Source organism: Streptomyces sp. Rer75, from assembly GCF_013414305.1.
GTDB lineage: Bacteria > Actinomycetota > Actinomycetes > Streptomycetales > Streptomycetaceae > Streptomyces > Streptomyces himastatinicus.
In genome coordinates, this window is the sequence record NZ_CP058693.1 from 1,288,943 (window position 1) to 1,310,467 (window position 21,525).

Consider the following 21,525-nt stretch of genomic DNA (forward strand, 5'->3'; position numbering starts at 1 on the left):
ACAAGATGACGTCTTCGAGGAACAGCCGCGCCTCCGCCCTGCCCGAAGAAATGCGGGAAGCCCTCCGCCGCCGTCTCGCGGGCAAGGCCGGACGCACCGCGGCGATCCCCCGCACGGACCGCACGCAGCCGCTTCCGCTGTCCTTCGCGCAAGCGCGGCTGTGGTTCCTGCACACCCTCCAGCCGGACGAGGCGGGCTACAACAGCGCGGTCGCCCTGCGGCTGACCGGCGCCCTGGACGTGGCCGCGCTCTCCCGGGCGCTCGATGCCCTGGTGGAGCGCCACGAGGCGCTGCGCACCGTCTTCGAGGACGGTGACGGGCAGCCGTCGCAGGTGGTGCGCGAGGCCACCGCGGTTCCGCTGCCGGTGGCCGACCTCACCGGCGATCCCGGGGCACTGGACGACACGCTGCTCGCCGAGTACTCCCGCCCCTTCGACCTGCGGACCGGGCCCCTGCTGCGGGCGCTGCTGATACGGCTGGCCGACGAGGACCACGTCCTGCTGCTCACGGCCCATCACATCGTCACCGACGGCTGGTCCATGGGCATCCTGCTGGACGAGCTGTGCGCGCTGTACGGCGCCGGTCCGGCCGACGGCGTCCGGGACCCGCTGCCGCCGGTGCCGGTGCAGTACCCGGACTTCGCGGTGTGGCAGCGCAAGCGGCTCTCCGGGGCCACCCTGGACAAGCAGCTCGACTACTGGAAGGGGCGGCTCGCGGACACCGTCCCGCTGGAGCTGCCCACCGACCGGCCCCGGCCCGCGGTGCGGACATCGGCGGGCGCGGTGCACGAGTTCACCGTGGACCGGAAGGTCGCGGCGCGGCTGAAGGAGCTGGCGGCGGACCGGCGCACCACCCTGTTCTCCGTGCTGGTCGCCGCGTGCCAGGGGCTGTTCGCCCGCTGGTCGGGCCAGGACGACATCGCGCTGGGCACCGTCACCTCCGGCCGTGGCCGCACCGAACTGGAGCGCGCCGTCGGGTTCTTCGTGAACACCGTGGTGCTGCGCTCCGGGGTCGATGTCGCGCGTTCGTTCCGCGAGCTGATCGACACCGCCGGTACGACGGTCCTCGACGCCTTCGCGCACGACGAGACGCCGTTCGAGCGGCTGGTGGAGGCCGTGGGGGCGCGCCGGGAGGCCGGGCGCAACCCGCTGTTCGACGTGATGGTGCTGCTCCACAGCACCCCGCGGTCCGCGCCCCGCCCGGCCGGGCTGACGGCGACGAGCGTCGATGTGCCGCGGCAGTCCTCGACCTTCGACCTCAGCGTGGAGTTCGTGGAGGACGAACAGGAGCTGCGGGGGCTGCTGGAGTACAGCACCGAGCTGTTCGACGCGGAGACCGCCGAGCGGATGGCGGGGCATCTGCTGGTGCTGCTCGACGCGGCGAGCGCCGAGCCGGATCGGCCGGTGCGGGAACTCCCGCTGCTGACGGAGGCGGAACGGCGGCAGGTGACGGCCTGGGGCCACGGCCCCGCCCTGGACATCGAGCCGACCACGTTCCCCGCCGTGTTCCAGGCGCAGGCGGCCCGCACCCCGGCGGCGACGGCCCTGGTCGCCGGGGACGAGGTGTACGACTTCGCGGCGCTCAACGCGGCCGCCAACCGGCTGGCGCACCAGCTGATCGGGCTGGGCGTCGGCCCCGAGCGGATCGTCGGGGTGAAGCTGCCGCGCACCGCCGACATGGTCGTGGCGATCCTCGCCGTCCTCAAGGCGGGCGGCGTCTATCTGCCGATCGACCCCGAACTCCCCGAGGAGCGCGTCGCGTTCCTGCTGTCCGACGCCCGGCCGATGCTGGTGCTGGACGAGGCGGCGCTGCGTACGGTCCCCGCCACGCTGCCCGCGACCGACCCCACCGATGCCGACCGGACCGGCGCGCTGCACCCGGACGGCGCGGCCTACGTCATCTACACCTCCGGCTCCACGGGCCGCCCCAAGGGGGTGGCCGTGACCCACCGGGCCATGGTGAACCTGCTGGTGGGCCACCGCCACGGCTTCGTGGCCGAGGCGGGTGGCGGTCCGCTGCGCGCCGCGCTGACCGCGTCGTTCTCCTTCGACACCTCGCTGGAGGGGCTGCTGCTCCTGGCGGACGGCCATGAGCTGCACCTCATCGACGAGACCACCCGGCTCGATCCGGCCGCGCTCGTGGACCACATCGCCGGGCACCGGATCGACTTCCTGGATCTCACCCCGTCGTATCTGCGGCAGCTCCTCCCGGCCGGGCTGCTCACCGACGCCCGGCACCGCCCCCGGGTGCTGATGCTGGGCGGCGAGGCCATCGGCCAGACGCTGTGGCGGCAGCTGGCGGGCGCCCCCGGCACCACGGCGTACAACTTCTACGGTCCGACCGAGTGCACCGTCGACGCGCTCGCCGCCCGGGTCGGCGGCGCCGGGCGTCCGGTGGTGGGGCGGCCGCTGGGCAATCTGCGCGCCTATGTGCTCGACGCCCGGCTCCAGCCGGTTTCGGCCGGGGTCGCGGGCGAACTGTATCTGGCCGGTGACCAGCTCGCGCGCGGCTATCCGCACCGCCCGGGCCTCACCGCCGCGCGGTTCGTGGCCGATCCGTTCGGGCCCGCCGGAGCGCGGATGTACCGCACCGGCGATGTGGCCCGCTGGACCGCCGCCGGGGAGCTGGATTACCTCGGCCGCGCCGACGACCAGGTGAAGATCCGCGGCCACCGGGTCGAACCGGGCGAGATCGAGGCCGCGTTGCTCGATCTGCCGTCCGTCGCCGAGGCGGCCGTGATCGCCGTGACCGACGACCGCGACCACGCGCGGCTGGCCGCCTACTACGTACCGGCCGCCTCCGCCGTGCCGCCCACCGCGCAGGAGCTGCGGGCGGCCCTCGGGCGCACGCTGCCGGGCCACATGGTGCCCGGCGCCTTCCTCGCCCTCGACGCCATGCCGCTCACCACGAGCGGCAAGCTCGACCGGCGGGCGCTGCCCGCCCCGCAGCCCGATGCCTCCCGGCGGGAGACCGCCTACACGGCTCCGCGCACGCCGGTGGAGGAGGAGCTGGCCCGGATCTGGGCCGAGGTGCTGGGCGCCGACGCGGTCGGGGTGTCGGACAACTTCTTCGAACTCGGCGGCGACTCGATCCTCAGCATCCAGGCCGTCTCCCGGGCGCGCCAGGCCGGGCTGCGGCTCAGCTCCCGGGACGTGTTCCTGCACCAGACCATCGCCGACCTGGCCGCCGCCATCGCCCCGCGCAGCGCGCCCGGTACGGACGACACCGTCCCCGAGACACCGACGGGCCCGGCGCCGCTGACCCCGATCCAGCACTGGTTCTTCGCCACCCACGGCCCGCTGCGCCACTTCACCATGTCGATGGTGGTGGACCTGCCGTACGACGTGGACGAGACCGCGCTGAACACCGCTCTGGAGGCGGTGGCCGCCCACCACCCGGCGCTGCGCACCCGGTTCGTTCAGGACAACGGTGAATGGCGCCAGTATGCCGACGCTCCGGTGGCGGGGCCGCTGATCCGCCGCCACGACCTGTCCGGACTCACGGGCGACGCGCTGCACACCGCGGCCGAGGCGGCCGCCGAGGCCGCCCGCGCCGAACTCGACCTCGCCACGGGCGCGTTGCTGTGCGCCGCGCTGATCCTGCGCGGCGCGGGGGCGCGGCCGCGGCTGTTCCTGACCGCGCACCACCTGGCCGTGGACAGCGTCTCCTGGCGCATCCTGCTCGGCGATCTGGAGACCGGGTACCGGCAGGCCGCGGCCGGGGACCCGGTGCGGCTCGACCCGGTCGGCACCCCGTTCACCCGCTGGGCCCACCGGCTGAGCGACCACGTGCTGGCCGGGGAGCTGGACGGCGACCTGCCGTACTGGGAGGGCGTGGCGCGGGCGGGCGGCGCGGACCTGCCGGTGGACCGCCCGGGCCGCGCCACCGCCGGAACCACCCGCACGGTCCGGGTGCGGCTCGACCACGACACGACCGACGCACTGCTGCGCCGGGTGCCCGGGGTGTACCGGACGCAGATCAACGACGTCCTGATGAGCGCGCTCGGCCGGGTGCTCGCCGACTGGACGCACACCGACCGGGTGCTGGTGGCGATGGAGGGCCACGGCCGGGAGGAGATCGACGAGTCCGTCGAACTGTCCCGGACCGTCGGCTGGTTCACCACGCAGTACCCGGTGACGCTCACCCTGCCCGGCGGCGGCTGGGGTCCGGTGCTGAAATCTGTGAAGGAGCAGCTGCGGGCGCTGCCCCGCCGGGGACTGAGCTACGAGGCGCTGGCCCACCTGAGCGCGCCCGGCTCCCCCGCCCGTGCGCTGCGCGACGCCCCGCTGCCGGGCATCTGCTTCAACTACCACGGCCAGTGGGGCTCCGCACCGGGCGACGACGCGTTCACCCTCACCGGAGAGACCCTGGGGCAGGATCTCGCCGCCGATGAGCCCTCGACCTATCTGCTCGATGTGTCGGGCGTCGTGGCGGCCGGTGAGCTGGAGCTGACCTGGCTCTACTCCGACCGCGTCCACGACGGGGCCACGGTGCGGCGGCTCGCGGACGCGATGCTGGCGGCGCTGCGGGAGATCGTCGGCCACTGCGCGGAGCCGGGCGCCGGTGGCCGTACGCCGTCGGACTTCCCGCTCGCCCGGCTGGACCAGGCGGGCGTGGACCGGCTGGTCGGTGACGGGCGCGGGACCGAGGACGTCTATCCGCTGACCCCGCTTCAGGAAGGCATGCTCTTCCACCGCCTGGTGGGCGGCGGGAAGGACGTGTACCTGGACCAGGCCACGCTGACCCTGGCCGGGGTGAGCGACCCGCAGGCGTTCGCCCTCGCCTGGCAGCAGACGGTCGACCGCACGCCCGTGCTGCGCAGTGGCGTGGTGTGGGAGGACGTCGAGCGGCCCGTGCAGTTCGTACGCCACCGGGCCACCGTGCCCGTCACCCACGTCGACTGGCGGGAGCTGCCGGAGGAGCGGCGCGCGGCCGAGCTGGACCGGCTCCGGGAACAGGATCTGGCGCTCGGCCTGGATCTGACGGCGCCGCCGCTGATGCGGCTGACCATCGTGCAACTCCCCGCTGACCAGGTGGCGCTGATCTGGACCTCGCACCATCTGATCCTGGACGGCTGGAGCCTGGCCCAGGTCTTCACCGAGGTGTGCGAGCGGTACGCCGCGGCCGCCCGGGGAGACCGCCCGGCGCTGACCGCCCGGCGGCCCTTCCGCGACTATCTGCACTGGCTGGACCGCCAGGACGGGCGGGAGGCCGAGGAGCACTGGCGGGCGCTGCTCGCGGGGGTCACCGCGCCCACACCGCTGCCGTACGACCGCAAGCCGCTGGAGTCCCACCGGGCCGGGTCCTCGGCGACCGTGGCGGTGGCGCTCGGGGCCGGGGTCTCGGCGGAGCTGCGCGAGGCGGCCCGGCGCCGCGGGCTCACCGTCAACACGATCGTGCAGGGCGCCTGGGCGCTGCTGCTGTCCCGGTACAGCGGCGAGGACGACGTGGTCTTCGGCACCACCGTCTCGGGCCGCCCGGCGGAGCTGGCCGGGGTCGAGTCCATGGTGGGCATGTTCATCAACACCCTGCCCACCCGGGTACGGGTCGACGGCGCCCGGAACACCGCCGAGTGGCTGCGGGAACTCCAGGTGGCGCAGGCCGGGTCCCGGGGCTTCGAATCCGTGTCGCTGGCCCAGCTGTCGGCCTGGAGCGAGGTGCCGGCCGGTACGCCGCTGTTCGACAGCATGGTGGCGTTCGAGAACTACCCCTTCGACGACTCCTCGGCGCGCGAGGCGGGGCTGCGGATCCTCGACGTCGAGTCGACCGACGCCACGAACTTCCCGCTCAGCCTGCGCGCCCATCTCTCCGACCGGCTCGGCTTCGACCTCGGCTACGACCCGGAGCTGTTCGACGCCGGGACCGCGGCCGCCCTCGCCGACCGGCTGTGCCGACTGCTGACGGAGATCGCGGCGGACCCGGACCGCCCGCTGCGGGCCCTGCCGTGGCTGACCGCCGAGGAGCGGCGGCGGGTCCTGGTGGAGTGGAACGGCTCCGTGGAGGGCACGCCGGAGCGGACCGTGGTGGACCTGTTCGAGGAGCAGGCCGCCCGTACCCCGGATGCGAGGGCCGTCACCTGTGGCGCGGAGTCGCTCTCGTACGCGGAACTCGACGCGCGGGCGGGCCGGTTGGCCCACCGGCTCGCCGCCCAGGGCGCGGCACGGGAGCGGTATGTGGCGCTGGCCCTGCCCCGCTCGCTCGACATGATCGTGGCGATCGTGGCCGTGCTGAAGACCGGCGCGGCCTATCTGCCGATCGATCCGGACCAGCCGTCCGGGCGGATCGCCCATATGCTCGCCGACACCGAACCCGTGCTGCTGCTGACCACCGGCGCCCTGGACGAGCGGATCGCGGCGGACACCGCCGTGCCCCGGCTGTGCCTGGACGACCCGGCGGTGGCCGCCGATCTGCGGGACCGCCCGGCCACCGTCCCGGCCGCGGCCCGGCCGCTGCCGGACAGCCCCGCCTACGCCATCTACACCTCGGGGTCGACCGGGATGCCCAAGGGCGTGGTCATCCCGCACGCCAATGTGGTCCGGCTGTTCTCGCACACCCGCCAGTGGTTCTCGTTCGACGAGAGCGATGTGTGGACGCTGTTCCACTCCTACGCCTTCGACTTCTCCGTCTGGGAGATCTGGGGGCCGCTGCTGCACGGCGGCCGGCTCGTGGTCGTCCCGTACGCGGTCTCGCGCTCCCCGGAGGAGTTCCTGCGGCTGCTGGCGGACGAGCGGGTGACGGTGCTCAACCAGACGCCGTCGGCGTTCTACGCGCTGATGCGCGCGGACGAAGAGAACCCCGGGGCGCGGCTGGGCTTGCGCACCGTGGTCTTCGGCGGTGAGGCGCTCGACCCGCGCCGTCTGGAGGGCTGGTACGCGCGGCACGCGGACACCGCGCCCGTGCTGGTCAACATGTACGGGATCACCGAGACCACCGTGCACGTCACCCACACCGCCCTCGACCGCGCCACCGCGGCCCGCGCCACCGGCAGCGGCATCGGCACCGGCATCCCCGACCTGCGGATCTACGTCCTCGACGCGGCCCTCGAACCGGTGCCGCCGGGCGCGGTGGGCGAGCTGTACGTGGCGGGCGCGGGGCTGGCCCGTGGCTATCTGCGCCGCCCGGGGCTGACCGCGTCCCGTTTCGTCGCCGACCCGTTCGGCCCGCCCGGGAGCCGGATGTACCGCACCGGCGACCGGGCCCGGTGGAGCGCGGACGGGGAGCTGGAGTACCTGGGCCGCGCCGACGACCAGGTGAAGATCCGTGGTTTCCGGATCGAACCCGGTGAGATCGAGGCCGCCCTGACCGCGCATCCGGCGGTGGCCCACGCCGTGGTGACCGCGCGCGAGGACCGGCCCGGGGTGCGGCGGCTGGTGGCCTACACCGTGGCCACGCGCACTGTGGCCACCGGTCAGGGCACGCCGCCGTCCGCCGCCGAGCTGCGGGACTTCCTCGGGCGCGCTCTGCCCGAGCACATGATTCCGGCCGCCTACGTCCCGCTGGACACCCTGCCGCTGACCGTCAACGGCAAGCTGGACCGGGCGGCGCTGCCCGCCCCGGGCGCGGACGGCTTCGCCACGGGCGCCGAGCGGATCGCCCCGCGCACCGAGGCGGAAGCCACGGTCGCCCGGGTGTGGGCCGAGGTGCTGGGGGTCGAGGAGGCGGGGGCCGAGGACAACTTCTTCGCCCTGGGCGGCGATTCGATCCTCGCCATCCGGGTGGCCTCCCGGCTGCGCACCGCCTTCGGCACCGACGTCTCGCCGCGGTCGCTGTTCACCCATGCCACCGTCGCCGCCCTCGCCGCCGGCTTGAGCGCACCGGACGGCGCCGCGCCGCGCGAGGTGATCCCTGCCGTGGCGCGGGGAGGGGACCTGCCGCTGTCGTACGCGCAACAGCGCCTGTGGTTCCTGGACGGCTTCGACGACCGCGACACCGAGTATGTGACCCCGTTCGCGCTGCGGCTGCGCGGCCCGCTCGACACCGGCGCCCTGCGCGCCGCGCTCGACGGCCTGGTGGCCCGGCACGAGCCGCTGCGCACCACGTTCGCCGAGGTGGACGGCCGCGGTGTGCAGCGGATCCACGACCCGTACCGGGTCGAGCTGCCGCGTCACGACCTGGCCGCCCTCCCCGCCGCCGAGCGCGAACGGGAGCTGGAGCGGCTGCTGGAGCGGGAGGGCGCCACCGCCTTCGATCTGAGCCGTGGCCCGCTGCTGCGGGCGTCCCTGATCGGGCTGGACGACGAGGAACACGTCCTCACGCTGACGATGCATCACATCGTCACGGACGGCTGGTCCACCGCCGTCATCAGCGACGACCTGGGCGAGCTGTACGCCGCGGCGGTGACGGGCCGCAGCCCCGAGCTGCCCCCGCTGCCGCTGGGCTACGCCGACTACGCGGCCTGGCAACGCGATCCGCACGGCGGGGCCGCCGCGGTGGAACCGCAGCTGGACCACTGGCGGAAGACCCTGGCCGACCTGGCCCCGCTGGAGCTGCCGACCGACCGGCCGCGCCCGGCCGTGCAGACCAGGAACGGGGCGCTGCTGGACTTCACGCTGGACGCGGAGCTGGTGGCCCGGCTCCGCGAGACCGGGCGGCACGGCGACGCCACCCTCTTCATGACCCTGCTCGCCACCTGTCAGGTGCTGCTGGCGCGCTGGTCGGGGCAGGAGGACATCGCGGTGGGCACCGTGACCTCCGGCCGGGAGCGGCCCGAGCTGGAGCGCCTGGTCGGGATGTTCGTGAACACGCTCGTGCTGCGCGGCCGGGTGCGTGCGGACCGCGCGTTCGGCGAACTGCTCCGGGAGGTGCGCGACACCGTCCTGGACGCCTTCGCCCACCAGGACGTGCCGTTCGAGCGGATCGTGGACACGCTCCAGCCGGAGCGGGACACCAGCCGCACCCCGCTGTTCCAGGTGATGGTGGCGCTGCACAACCTGGGCGGTGAGGTGCCGAGCCTGCCCGGTCTCGCCGTGGAGACGGTCCGCATCCCGAGCCGGACCGCCGCCTTCGACCTCGGCTTCGACTTCGTGGAACACCGGGGCGCCCTGACCGGGTACGTGGAGTACAACACCGATCTGTTCGACGCGGCCACGGTGCGGCGGATGGTCCGGCAGCTGCGGCTGCTGCTGGAAACGGTGGCGGACGACCCCGGCCGCCCGGTGGGCGAACTCCCGCTGCTGACCGCCCGGGAGCGGCACACCGTGCTGGAGGAGTGGAACGACACCGCCCTGCCGGTGGCGGAAACCACCTTCCCGCGCCACTTCGAGGAGCAGGCGGTCCGCACCCCGCACGCCACCGCGCTGGTGGCCCCCGACGCCACCTACGACTTCGCGGAGCTGAACGCCCGCGCCAACCGGCTGGCCCACCACCTGATCGGCCTCGGGGCCGGTCCCGAGAAGGTGGTCGCGGTCAGGCTGCCGCGCACCGCCGACCTGATGGTGGCCCAGCTCGCGGTCCTCAAGGCGGGCGGCGCGTATCTGTACGTGGATCCCGAACTGCCCGCCGAGCGCGCCCGGTTCCTGCTGGAGGACTCAGGCCCCGAGGTCGTCCTCACCCCCGAGGCGCTGCGCGACGCGCCCCTCGACGGCCTTCCCGCCACCGACCCCACCGACCGGGACCGGCGCTCCCCGCTGCGCCCGGCGAACACCGCGTACATCAACTACACCTCGGGTTCCACCGGCCGCCCCAAGGGCGTCGCCGTCGAACACCGCCAGCTGGTCAACCTCTGCCACGACCACGTGGCCGGGCTCATCGGGCCGCACGCGGCCGAGGCGGGCCGTCCGCTGCGCGCGGCGCTGACCGCCGCGTTCTCCTTCGACACCTCCTGGGAGGGCGCGGTGTTCCTGGCCGCGGGCCAGGAGGTGCATCTGATCGACGACGCGGTACGGTTCGACCCGGCCGCCTTGGTCGAGCTGATCGGCGCCCGGGAACTGGACTTCCTCGACCTCACCCCCTCGTATCTCCAAGGGCTGGTGGCCGCCGGGCTGTTCGGCGGCCGCCACCGGCCGCGGATCGTCATGGTGGGCGGCGAGGCGCTCGGAGCGGCACTGTGGCGGGAGCTGCGCGCGGTGCCCGGAGTGGCGGCGTACAACTTCTACGGGCCCACCGAGTGCGCCGTCGACGCGGTGTACGGGCGCCTCACCGACCTGGGGGACCGTCCGCTGATCGGGCGCCCCGGCCACAACGTGCGGGCGTACGTCCTGGACGGGGCGCTGCGTCCGGTGCCGCCCGGCGTGCCCGGCGAACTGCATCTGGCCGGCGCCCAGGTGGTGCGCGGCTATCGGGGCCGTCCGGGGCTGACCGCGGTCCACTTCGTCCCCGACCCGTACGGCCCGCCCGGCTCGCGGATGTACCGCACCGGCGACCGGGTCCGCTGGACGGCGGACGGGGTGCTCGAATTCCTCGGCCGCACCGACGACCAGGTCAAGATCCGTGGCTTCCGCATCGAGCCCGGTGAGATCGAGGCCGCCGTGCTGGACCACCCGGCGGTCGAGGACGCCGTGGTGGTGGCCCGCGAGGACTCCGGCCACCGGCGGCTGGTGTGCTACCTCGTGGCCACGGGGGCGGACGCCGCGCCCGGCGCGGTGGAGCTGCGCGCCCGGCTCAAGCGGACCCTGCCCGACTACATGGTCCCGGCGGCCTTCGTGACGCTGGACCGGATGCCCCGTAACGACGCCGGAAAGGTCGACCGGCGGGCGCTGCCCGCGCCGCCCGCGCAGCCGGAGGCGGAGACCGCGTACGTGGCGCCGCGCACCGAGGCGGAAACGGTGCTCGCGCGCGTGTGGTCCGAGGTGCTCGGCACCCCGCGGATCGGGGTGGAGGACAACTTCTTCGCCCTGGGGGGCGATTCGATCCTCAGCATCCAGATCGTCTCCCGCGCCCGCCAGGCCGGACTGCGGATCACCTCCAAGGACGTCTTCCGCCACCAGACCATCGCGGAACTCGCGGTGACCATCGGGTCCGCCCCGGCGCCGGACCACGCTCCGGCCGCCGCGCCGACGGGCCCGGCGCCGCTCACCCCGATCCAGCACTGGTACCTCGACGGGCGGCGGCCCGGCGATCCGCACCACTTCACCATGACCCACCGGCTGCGGCTCGCCGACGACCTCGACGAGGCCGCGCTGCGGCGGGCGGTGGACGCGCTCGTGGCCCACCACGCGGCGCTGCGCACCCGGTTCGTCGTCATCGACGGTCAGTGGCGGCAGGAGGTCCTGACCACCGCGCCCGGGCCGCTGCTCGAACGGCACGATCTGTCCGGCCTCGGCGAGGAGGCGCGGTCGCGCGCCGTGCGGGAGGCCACGGTCGCGGCGCAGACCGGGCTGGACATCGGCGAGGGCGCGGTGCTGCGGGCCCTGCTGTTCACCTACGGTCCGGGGCAGCCGCCGGAGTTGCTGGTCACCGTCCACCATCTGGTCGTGGACGGCGTGTCCTGGCGCGTCCTCCTCGGCGACCTGGAGACCGCGTACCACCAGGCCGCCGCCGGAGCCACGCCCGCGCTGCCCCCGGCGAGCAGCGCCTACGCGCACTGGGCGGCCCGGCTGGCGGAACACGTGCGGTCCGGCGGGCTCGACGGCGACCTGGCGTACTGGACGCGCACCGCGGACACCACGCCCGCCCCGCTGCCCGTCGACCGCCGGGGCGCCAACACCCAGGAGACGGCGGCCACGGTGACCGTCGGTCTCGGCCGCGCCGAGACCGAGGCGCTGCTGCGCGACGTCCCGGACGTGTACCGCACCCAGATCAACGACGTGCTGCTCAGCGCGCTCGGCCGGAGCCTGGCCCGCTGGACCGGCGACGACACCGTGCTGATCGGGGTGGAGGGACACGGCCGCGAGGACCTCTTCGAGGAGCTGGATCTCTCCCGTACGGTCGGCTGGTTCACCGCCGAGTTCCCGCTCGCGCTGACCGTCGCACCCGACGCGGACTGGCGGGAGACGCTCAGGTCCGTCAAGGAGCAGCTGCACGCCGTACCGCACCGCGGGCTGAGTTACGGGGCGCTGCGCCACCTCTCCCCCACCGCGGGCGAGCAGTTGCGGGGCGGTCCGGCCCCGCAGATCGGGTTCAACTACCACGGCCAGTGGGATGTCGCCTCGGATGATGCCTCCGGGCTCTACCAGGACGCCCTGCCCTCGACGGGGCGGGACGCGCCGGGCGGCGAGGCCCGTACGTATCTGCTGGAGGTCACCGGAGCCGTCCAGGGCGGCCGTCTCGAGCTGGGCTGGACCTATCCGGCGCTGATGTACGACGAGGCGACCGTGCGCCGTCTCGCCGAGGACGTGGTCGCCGCGCTGCGCGAGATCGTCGCGCACTGCGCGGAGCCCGGCGCGGGCGGCCGCAGCCCCTCGGACTTCCCGCTCGCCCGGCTCGACCAGCGCCAGGTGGACCTGATCGCGGGCGACGGCAGGGACGTGGAGGACATCTATCCGCTGACCCCGTTGCAGGCGGGCATGCTCTTCCACGGCCTGGTCGACACCCAGGGCGCCTACTTCGACCAGATCGCGCTGCGCATCGGCGGCATCGCCGACCCGGACGCGTTCGCCGCCGCCTGGCAGCGGGTCGTGGACCGGACGCCGGTGCTGCGCAGCGAGGTGCGCTGGGAGGGTCTTGAGGAGCCCGTCCAGGTGGTGCGCCGCCATGCCGCGCTGCCCACCGCCCGGCACGACTGGCGCCCCCTCTCCCCGGACGGGCAACAGGCCGCGCTGGAGCGGCTGCTCGCCGAGGACCGGGCGGCCGGAATGGAGCTGACGTCGGCCCCGCTGACCCGGATCGCGGTGACGCGGCTGACCGACGACGAGATCATGCTGGTGTGGACCTCGCACCATCTGATGCTCGACGGCTGGTCCACCGGGCAGCTCTTCGCCGAGGTGTGCGAGAACTACGCGGCGCTCACCGAGGGCCGCACCGTGGCCCCGCCCGCGCGCCGCCCGTTCCGGGACTTCCTGCGCTGGCTGCGGGAGCAGGACCAGGAGCGGGCCGAGCGGCACTGGCGGGACGTCCTGGCGGGCTTCGGCGCCCGGACCCCGCTGCCGTACGACCGGCCGCCCCGGGAGGCGCACCGGGCCGCGTCGGGCGCGCTGACCCGGCTGGAGTTGCCACGGGAGGTGTCCGCGCGGCTGCGCGAGACGGCCCGGAGCCACGGGCTGACCGTCAACACGCTGGTGCAGGGCGCCTGGGCGCTGCTGCTGTCCCGGTACGGCGGCGAGCCGGACGTGGTGTTCGGCACCACCGCCTCGGGCCGTCCGGACGGGCTGCCGGGGGTGGAGACGATGGTCGGCATGTTCATCAACACGGTCCCCACCCGGGCCGTGGCCGACGGCGGCCGCGATGTGGTGCGGTGGCTGCGGGAGCTCCAGGACCAGCAGAGCGAGTCCCGCCGCTTCGACTTCGTCTCCCTCGCCCGTATCCAGGGCTTGAGCGAACTGCCCGCCGCCGAGGCCCTGTTCGACTCCATGGTGGTCTTCGAGAACTACCCCTTCGACGAGGAGTCGGCGGCCGGTGCCGGGATCGCCATCCGGGAGGTGCGGGCCGAGGACGCCACGAACTTCCCGCTGTGCTGCCGGGCCTATCTCGGCGACCGGCTCGGGTTCGACATCGCCTACGATCCGGCGCTGTTCGACGCGGCGACGGCGGAGCGGGCCGCGCGCCATCTGGGGACGCTGCTGGAGGGCATGGCCGACGGCGCCGGGCGCACCCTGGACGAGCTGCGGCTGCTGACCGACACCGAGGAGCGCCGGGCGGTGCGGGAGGGGAACGACACCGCCCGCCCGCTGCCCGCGGGCTCGCTCGCGGAGCTGTTCACCGAACAGGCCGCGCGGACCCCGGACGCCATCGCCGTCACCGACGGCGCCACGGCCCTCCGCTACCGCGACCTCGACGCGTGGTCCGGGCAACTGGCGGCGGTCCTGGCCGAGTCGGGGGTGCGCACCGAGGACCGGGTGGCACTGCTCATGGACCGGTCGGCCGCACTCGTCGTGGCGCAGCTCGCGGTGGTCAGGGCGGGCGGGGTGTACGTCCCCGTGGACGCCCGCGCGCCGCGCGCACGGCAGCGGGAGCTGCTGGAGCAGGCGGGCGCGAAGGTCGTGCTGACGGCGGACGACGTGGCCGCCGCGCGCGACGGCGAGCGGACACCGCCCGCCGTGCCGGTGGACCGGGACAACCTGGCGTACGTGATGTTCACCTCCGGGTCGACCGGGGTGCCGAAGGCCGTGGGGGTGCGCCACCGCGATGTGGCGGCGCTCGCCCTCCACCGGGCCTTCGCGAGCGGCGGGCACGAACGGGTGCCGCTGCACTCCCCGGTGGCGTTCGACGCCGCCACCTACGAGGTGTGGGTGCCGCTGCTGCGCGGCGGTCAGGTGGTGGTGGCCCCGCCGGGCGAGCTGGACGCGGCGGCGCTGCGGCGGCTGGTGGCCGGGCACGGGGTGACGGGCCTGTGGCTGACCGCCGGGCTGTTCCGGCTGCTCGCCACGGACGCCCCGGACTGCTTCGCGGGCCTGCGCGAGGTGTGGACCGGGGGCGATGTGGTGCCGGCGAGCGCCGTGCGCCGGGTGCTGGCGGCGTGCCCCGGGCTGACCGTGGTGGACGGCTACGGGCCGACCGAGACGACGACCTTCGCGACCGCCTTCCCGATGGCCGCGGCCGACGAGGTGCCCGAGGTGGTGCCGATCGGCGGGCCGCTGGACAACATGCGGGCGTACGTCCTGGACGCGCGGCTGCGGATCGTCCCGCCCGGTGTCGTCGGTGAACTCTTCGTCGCCGGTGAGGGCGTGGCCCGCGGCTATCTGGGGCGGCCCGGCGCGACGGCGGCGGCCTTCCTCGCCGATCCGTACGGGCCCGCCGGGGAGCGGATGTACCGCACCGGCGACCTGGCGCGGCGGCGGCCGGACGGCACGGTGGAGTTCGTCGGCCGCGCCGACCACCAGGTGAAGGTCCGGGGCTTCCGGATCGAGCCGGGCGAGGTGGAGAGCGTGCTGACCGCGCACCCCGGGGTGGCGGACGCGGCGGTGGTGGCCCGGGAGGACCGGCCCGGGGTGAAGCGGCTGGTGGCCTATGTGGTGCCGGGCGGCGACCGGCCCGTGGACGGTGCGGAGTTGCGTACCCATGTGGCGGCCGGGCTTCCGGAGTACATGGTGCCGTCCGCGGTCGTCCTGCTGGACGCGCTGCCGCTGAGCCGCAACGGCAAGCTGGACCGCGCGGCGCTGCCCGCCCCCGGTGCCGACCCGGACCGGGCGGCGTACGTCGCCCCGCGTGACGAGGCCGAGCGGCGCACGGCGTCGATCCTGGCCGAGGTGCTGGGGGTCGAACGGGTCGGCGCCGAGGACGACTTCTTCGTGCTCGGCGGTGACTCCATCCTCAGCATCCGGCTCACTTCGCGGCTGCGGGAGGCGTTCACCGCGGAGGTCTCGCCCCGGCTGGTGTTCACCCACTCGACGGTGGCCGCGCTGGCCGCGGCCCTCACCGAGGCGAGCGGCCGCCCCGTGTCCGCGCCGATCACCCCGGTGCCCCGGGACGCGGAGCTGCCGCTGTCCTATCCGCAGCAACGCCTGTGGTTCCTGGACTCCTTCGCGCCGGACAGCACCGAGTACATCACCCCGCTGGCGCTGCGGATGCGCGGCACCCTCGACGTCCCGGCGCTGGAGGACGCGCTGACCGCGCTGGTGGCCCGGCACGAGTCGCTGCGCACCACCTTCGACGCGGTGGACGGGCGAGGGGTGCAGATCGTACACGAGCCCTCCGCGGTGCGGCTCGCCCGCCACGATCTGTCGGACGTTCCCGCCGACCGGCGGGAGGCGGAGCTGACGGAGCTGCTGGCGCGGGAGCGGGAGCGCCCGTTCGACCTGCGGCGCGGCCCGCTGCTGCGGGCCGGGCTGATCCGGCTGGGCGCCGAGGACCACGCCCTCACGCTGACGCTGCATCACATCATCACCGACGGCTGGTCCACCGGTGTGCTCATCGGCGATCTGCGCGAGCTGTACCGGGCGGCGCTGAGCGGCGACGCGGCGGCGCTGCCACCGCTTCCGGTGCAGTACGCCGATGTCGCGGCCTGGCAGCGGGCCGAGCTGTCCGGCCCGCACACTGATGAGCAACTGACCTACTGGAAGCGGCAGTTGAGTCATGTGGAGCCGCTGGAGCTGCCCACCGACCGGCCCCGTCCCGCAGTGCGGAGCGGACACGGCGCGACGGCGGAGTTCGAGGTGCCCGCGGCCGTGAACCGGCGCCTCAAGGAGTACGGGCAGGCCCGTGGCACCACCCTGTTCATGACGCTGGTGGCGGCGGCCCAGGTGCTGCTGGCCCGGCTGTCGGGCCAGGAGGACATCACGGTGGGGACGGTCACCTCGGGGCGGGAGCGCGCCGAGGCGGAGCATCTGATCGGCTTCTTCGTGAACACGCTGGTGCTGCGCTCCTCGGTCGACCCCGAGCGCGGCTTCACCGACTTCCTGTCCGAGGTGCGCGGCACCGTCCTGGACGCCTTCGCCCACCAGAGCGTGCCGTTCGAGCGGGTGGTGGACGAGGTGCAGCCCACCCGGGACACCAGCCGGACCCCGCTGTTCCAGGCGATGGTGGTCCTCCAGAACATCCCCGGCGGGCAGCTGGATCTGCCCGGTCTCGCGCTGGAGGACATCGCCCCCGAGACCGGCACCGCCAGCTTCGACCTCACGCTGGAGTTCGCCGAGGCCGACGGGGGCGTCCTGCGCGGGCTGATCAGCTACAGCACCGACCTGTTCGACGCGTCGACGGCCGAGCGCATGGGCGCGGCCCTGCGTACGCTCCTCACCGGCATCGCCGACGACCCGGACCGGGCGGTGGGCGCGCTGCCGCTCGCCACCCCGGCTGAGCTGCGGCGCACGCTCGTGGAGTGGAACGCCACCGGACACCCCGTGGCTCCGGCCACGCTCGCCGAGCTGTTCGAGCGGCAGGCGGCGGTGTCCCCGGACGCCCCGGCCGTGGCGTCCGGGGCGGGCGGGCTCACCTTCGCCGAGCTGGAGACAGCGGCGAACCGGCTGGCGCACCGGCTCATCGGGCGTGGTGTGGGGCCGGAGAAGCTGGTGGCGCTGGTGCTGCCGCGGTCGGTGGAGATGGTGGTGGCGCAGCTGGCGGTGGTGAAGGCGGGCGGCGCGTTCCTGCCGGTTGACCCCAACTACCCGGCCGAGCGGGTGGCGTTCATGCTGCGGGACGCCGAACCCCTGGTCGTCCTCGACGACCCGGCGTCGGTGTGGGCCGGGGACGGCCCCGCCGATCCACCGGCCGTCCGGGGGCTGACGCCGGACCATCCGGCGTACGTCATCTACACCTCCGGGTCCACCGGGGTGCCCAAGGCGGTCGTGGTCCCCCACGCGGGGCTGGCGAGCTTCTCGGCCGCCGCCGCCGAACACTACGACGTCCGGGCCGGGGACCGTGTCCTCCAGTTCGCCTCGCCGAGCTTCGACGCCTCCGTACTGGAGTTGTGCATCTCCCTGCCGAGGGGCGCGGCGCTGGTGGTCGCGGAAGAGGGGCCGCTGCTGGGCGAGCGGCTGGCCCAGGTGCTGACCGAGCACCGGGTCACCCATGCGCTGATTCCCCCGGCGGCGCTGGCCACCGTGCCGGAGGCGGCGCGGGAGGCGGGGATGCCGGGCTTGCGCACCCTGATCGTCGGCGGTGACGCGTGCTCCGCCGAACTGGTGGACCGCTGGGCCCCGGGGCGCCGGATGATCAACTCGTACGGTCCGACCGAGGCGACCGTGGTGAGCACCTGGTCCGGGCCGCTGGCTGCCGGTTCGGGGGTGCCGCCGATCGGCGGGCCGATCCGTAACACCCGGGCCTATGTGCTGGACTCCGCGCTGCGCCCGGTTCCGGTGGGCGTGGCCGGGGAGCTGTACGTGGCCGGGGCGGGACTGGCCCGCGGCTATCTGGGCCGTCCGGGGCTGACCGCCTCCCGCTTCCTGGCCGACCCGTTCGGCCCGGCGGGGAGCCGGATGTACCGCACGGGCGATGTGGTGCGCTGGACCGCCGACGGCGAGCTGCGGTTCGTCGGCCGGGCCGACGACCAGGTCAAGGTGCGCGGGTTCCGGATCGAGCCGGGCGAGGTGGAGAGCGCGCTGCGGCGCAGCCCGGACGTACGCGAGGCGGTGGTGGCCGTGCGGGACACCGGGCCCACGCCCGAGCATCCGTCCGGGCTGAAGCGCCTGGTCGGCTATGTGGTCCCGGCGCCGGACACCGCCCCAACCGCCGCCTCGCTGCGCGACTTCCTGGGCCGGATCCTGCCGCCCCACATGGTGCCGTCGGCGTTCGCCACCCTGGCGGAGCTGCCGCTCACCCCGAACGGAAAGGTCGACCGCCGCGCCCTGCCCGATCCGGACCCCGCTCCGGCCCCGGGCGCGGACCATGTCGCGCCGCGCACCCCGATGGAGAGCCGGATCGCGGCGATCTGGGCGGATGTCCTCGGCCTTGACCGGGTCGGCGTGCACGACAACTTCTTCGACCTCGGCGGGGATTCCATCCTGAGCATCCAGGTCGTCTCCCGCGCCCGCCAGTCGGGGCTGCGGCTGTCCACCAAGGATCTCTTCACCCACCAGTCGGTGGCCGCCCTCGCCGCCGTGGCCACGGACGAACGGGACGACGAGGGCGGTGCGGAACCGGTGACCGGAGCCCTTCCGCTCACCCCGATCCAGCGGTGGTTCTTCGCCACCCACACCGTCAACCCGCACCACTTCAACCAGTCCACGCTGCTGGAGCTGGACCAGGCGGTGGACGAGGCGGCGCTGGAAGGGGCGCTGGCCGCCCTGCTGATCCACCATGACGCGCTGCGGATGCGGTTCACGCAAGAGGGCAGCGAGTGGCGGCAGTTCGACCCGGAGCCCGAACCGGGAGCCGTCCTCGCCCGGTACGACCTGTCCGGGCTGCCCGCGCACGAGGCGGACGCGGCGATGGAGAAGACCGCCGACGCCCTGCACGCGGGCTTCGACCTCGGCAGCGGCCCGCTGCTGAAGGCCGCGCTGTTCCGGTTCGGCGACGAGCGGCGGCCGTTCCTCTTCCTGACCGCCCACCACCTGGTCATCGACGGGGTGTCCTGGCGGATCGTGCTGGACGACCTGGACACCGCGTACCAGCAGGGCGTGCGGGGCGAGCCGGTCGACCTCGGGCCCAAGACGACCTCGTTCCGGGACTGGTCCCGGCAGCTCGCCGAGCAGGTCGCCGACGGCGCCCTGGACCACGAGGCCGACCACTGGGCCGCGGCGCTGGACGCGCGGCCGCTGCCGATCGACCACGAGCCGTCCGCCGCGGGAGCCTCGGCAGCCGAGACCCGGGCGGTGCCGGTGGAGATCGACGAGGCGGACACCGAGGCGCTGCTGCGTGCCGCCCCCACCGCCTACCGCACCCGCATCAACGACGTGCTGCTGGCCGCCCTCGCGCTGGCGCTGTCGCGCTGGACCGGCCGGGACCGGATCTCCGTCGAACTGGAGGGCCACGGGCGCGAGGACGTCATCGAGGGCGCCGATCTCTCCCGTACGGTGGGCTGGTTCACCACGATGTACCCGGTCTCCTTCGACCTGCCCGCCGCGCGGGATTCCGCGTCCGTCGACTGGCGCGGCCTGGTCAAGTCGGTCAGGCGTCGTCTGCGGGCCGTTCCCGGCAACGGCTTCGGCTTCGGGGCGCTGCGGACCTTCGGCACGGACGCCGTACGGGAGCGGCTGACCGGCACCGGCACCGGGCCCCAGGTCGTGTTCAACTACCTCGGCCAGTGGGACGCCCGGTCCGCCGAGGCCAAGGACGGACTCGTCCACGCCGAGCACGGATCCTTCGGCCAGGACCACGACCCGCGCGAGGGCGGTTCGCATCTGCTGGAGGTCGTGGGCGCGGTGCAGAACGGCCGCCTCGGCTTCACCTGGTACTACCGTCCCGGCGTCCACGAGGAGTCGACCGTGGCGGCGGTGGCCGCGGACTTCGCGGACGCGCTGCGCCGCATCGCCCAGGACTGCCGGGGTGCCGTATGAGCGGGGACCGCGCCGCCCCGTCGGGCCCGGTGGAGGCGCCCCCGTCCACACGCCCGCCGGTGCCGCTGTCGCGCAACCGGGGCTACCGGCTGCTGTGGGGCAGTCAGGCGCTCTCGGAGTTCGGGTTCCACGCGTCGATGATCGCGTTTCCGCTGCTGGTCCTGGCGCTCACCGGTTCGGGCGCCGCCTCCGGGCTGGTGATGGGCACGATCGCCGCCGCGCAGATGCTGGCCGGGCTGCCCGCCGGGGTCCTGGTGGACCGCTACGACCGCAAGGCGCTGATGCTCGGCTGCGAGGCGGCCCAGGCGGTGTCCGCCATCAGCCTCGTGGTGGCGGTGTGGGGCGACGCGGCCACCGTGCCGCACATGGTCGCCGTCGCCGCGGTGTTCGGGGCCGCCGCCGCGCTCTTCGAACCGGCGGAGAACGCCGCGCTGCCGCTGCTGGTGGACGACGCACAGCTGCCCGCGGCGGTCTCGATGAACACGGCGCGGGCGTCTATGGGACAGCTCTCGGGCACCGCCACCGGCGGGTTCCTGTTCGCCGTGGGGCGCTTCGTCCCCTTCCTGGCCGACGCCGTCATGCACACCCTCTCGTTCGTCGCGCTGCTCTTCCTCCGGCTGCCCGAGCCGGAGCGGCCCGCCACCGCGCCGGGCAGGCTCGGCCACGCCATGCTGACCGGCCTGCGGTGGGTGTGGCAGGAGCGCCGGATCCGGGTCACCATCCTGTGCGCGGTCGTGCTGAACCTGTTCTTCAGCGCCTTCTACCTCGTCGTCATCGTGCTCGCCGGAACCAGAGGGGTGCCCTCCGGGGAGGTCGGGGTGATGGCGGCCATGCTCGGAGTGGGCGGGGTCGCGGGCGCGCTCGCCGCGCCCGTACTCCACGGCCGCCTCGGCGCCTACCGCGCCATCGTGGCGGTGTTCTGGGCGCTGACCGTGCTCACCCCGGTCGCCGCCGTCGTGCACAGCGGCTATCTGACCGGGGTGCTGTTCGCCCTGATGGCGCTGTTCCCGCCCACCGCGAACACCGCGATCATGACGGAGCAGCTGCTGCGCACCCCCGACCAACTGCGCGGCAGGCTCACCAGCGTCCTCGCCCTCGCCTGCGGGGCCGCGGGCGCGGCGGGCCCCGCGCTGGGCGGACTGCTCACCCAGGCCCTGCCGGGCGACCGGGCGATCCTGGTGTGCTCGGCCGGGATGGCGGCCGCGGCCGTCCTCGCCACCGCCAGCCCGACCCTGCGCGGGCTGTCCCCGAACCCGCCGCCCGGCAACCGTCCGGCGGCGGCCTGAGAACCACCTCCACGCAAAGATCCCCACGAAAAGATCCCTACGACAGGAGAAACAGCTCATGGACGACAACGCCCGCTTCCAGGTGCTCCGCAACGACGAGGACCAGTACTCCCTGTGGCCCGCCGACCTCGACGTCCCCGACGGCTGGCAGACCGTCGGCAAGGAGGGCACCAAGGACGAGTGCTCCGCCTACGTCGACGAGGTGTGGACCGACATGAGGCCCCGTAGCCTGCGCGAGCGCATGGCCGACTCGGCTTCCTGACCCCTCCCCCCGT

The 21,525-nt window shown here is 74.4% G+C and carries 3 protein-coding genes; all 3 read left to right on the top strand.

Annotated elements, in window-relative coordinates; genetic code table 11:
* The first annotated feature begins 5 nt into the window (after window positions 1-5).
* The 3 genes from HYQ63_RS04845 to HYQ63_RS04855 are packed head-to-tail and all read left to right on the top strand — an operon-like array spanning window position 6 to window position 21,512.
* Complete coding sequence (locus HYQ63_RS04845; RefSeq protein WP_179932679.1) at window positions 6-19,964, top strand: non-ribosomal peptide synthase/polyketide synthase; 19,959 nt, start codon at window positions 6-8, stop codon at window positions 19,962-19,964.
* Window positions 19,961-21,250, top strand: coding sequence for an MFS transporter (locus tag HYQ63_RS04850; protein WP_179932680.1), 1,290 nt, complete (start codon window positions 19,961-19,963; stop codon window positions 21,248-21,250). Before HYQ63_RS04845 ends, HYQ63_RS04850 begins: the two co-directional genes overlap by 4 nt.
* Window positions 21,251-21,308: 58 nt before the next feature.
* On the top strand, window positions 21,309-21,512 hold the full coding sequence (locus HYQ63_RS04855) for an MbtH family protein (RefSeq protein ID WP_123103458.1): 204 nt from the start codon (window positions 21,309-21,311) through the stop codon (window positions 21,510-21,512).
* The last annotated feature ends 13 nt before the right edge of the window (window positions 21,513-21,525 follow it).

Coding starts and splice junctions, on each gene's coding strand:
- HYQ63_RS04855 (WP_123103458.1), top strand. CDS start 21,309: ATGGACGACAACGCCCGCTTCCAGGTGCTCCGCAACGACGAGGACCAG.
- HYQ63_RS04850 (WP_179932680.1), top strand. CDS start 19,961: ATGAGCGGGGACCGCGCCGCCCCGTCGGGCCCGGTGGAGGCGCCCCCG.
- HYQ63_RS04845 (WP_179932679.1), top strand. CDS start 6: ATGACGTCTTCGAGGAACAGCCGCGCCTCCGCCCTGCCCGAAGAAATG.